The organism is Variovorax sp. P4_D9 (assembly GCF_056401695.1).
Map to the genome: position 1 here is coordinate 1 of NZ_JBFUIU010001503.1, position 1185 is coordinate 1185.

Consider the following 1185-nt stretch of genomic DNA (forward strand, 5'->3'; position numbering starts at 1 on the left):
CACGTGAAAGTTCGTGTACTGCGCGCCCATCCGCGCAAGGCGGTCCATATTGGGAGTTTCGATTTCGGACCCATAGCAGCCCAGGTCGGAGAAGCCTACGTCATCCAGAACAATGAAGATCACGTCCGGGGCGTCCGCGGGTGCCTTGGCTTCAGGCGGCGTCCAGGGCGTTGAGCTCTTGTAGGTTCGGCCGATCGTTCCGGAAAAGTGCGAGTCGTAGTCCATGGGATGTGTCGCTGACGATAAAAGACCTGATTAGGGGTCAGCGAACCGGATCAAATTTTCGCAAGTGAGACAATCCAAGGGTGATTACTGACGCCAGCCTTCGCCGCCCAGGGGCCGACACATTTGCTGCAGCAATGGGTTTGCTGCCGCCCTCAACGGCAGGAGCTATCCGCGCCCTCGGTCAAATGCGCAGCTTCGAGGACTGTGAGGTCGTGCTCAGCAGTGGCGCAGTCGCAGGTTCGGTGTTCTTGCTGCTCGCTGGCAGGGTACGGCTTGCAGGCATCACGCCCGAGGGCGAGGAAGTGTTGCTCCGCTGGTTCATGCCTGGGGAGTTCGTGGGGCTCGCATCGGTTCTCGGGCGCCTGCCGTTTTCGGCAGAGGCGGTGGCCACTGGGCAGGTCCAAGCCGTCCAAGTGGATGCCGACGCCCTGTATCGCCATCTGTCCACGGATCCGCAAGGCGCCCTGCAATTCGCACGCATTGTGAGTGCCTTTGCGTCCGAACTTGTCGAAGTGTTCGTCACGTTCACCGCCGGAAGGCTGGAGCGCCGTATTCTCGGAGTGCTTCACCGGTTGGCCGCGCATGAGCCGCCTGCGGCCGAGCATCAGGGCATCCGGCTAGATGTTTCACAACAGGATCTCGCACATGCGGTAGGTGCATCTCGGCAGCGTGTGTGCATCGAACTGCGCAAGCTCGAGGAAGGCGGCTGGATCCGGCTCGGCTATCGGCATCTTGTCGTGCTGCGAAGCCTGCCGTCGCAGCCGCTTGTTCAGGGTGGTTGAAGGCGGCGCCTTCGACGGCGGTACATACCCCTAGATTGTCGCAATTGTTCCGGGCGGCCGATGCACGTCGAACTTCAATGCGGCATTCAGAACGATGGAGCCTTCGATGAGACTGTCCCTTCCCCCCGCATTGATCAAGCGCCGCCAAGCGATTGCGATCGTGCCGATTCTCGCTGCG

Annotated in this window: 2 protein-coding genes; one reads left to right on the forward strand and one right to left on the reverse strand. The window is 61.2% G+C overall.

All coding sequences use genetic code 11. From position 1 onward, the window contains the following. Positions 1-225, reverse strand: a 225-nt coding sequence (locus AC1DY5_RS56385) for a sulfatase-like hydrolase/transferase (RefSeq protein ID WP_478122830.1), incomplete at its 3' end; no start/stop codon positions are given. Positions 226-410: 185 nt separating this feature from the next. Here AC1DY5_RS56385 and AC1DY5_RS56390 point away from each other — a divergent pair. Further along, complete coding sequence (locus tag AC1DY5_RS56390; RefSeq protein WP_478122831.1) at positions 411-1007, forward strand: Crp/Fnr family transcriptional regulator; 597 nt, start codon at positions 411-413, stop codon at positions 1005-1007. Positions 1008-1185: the final 178 nt, after the last annotated feature.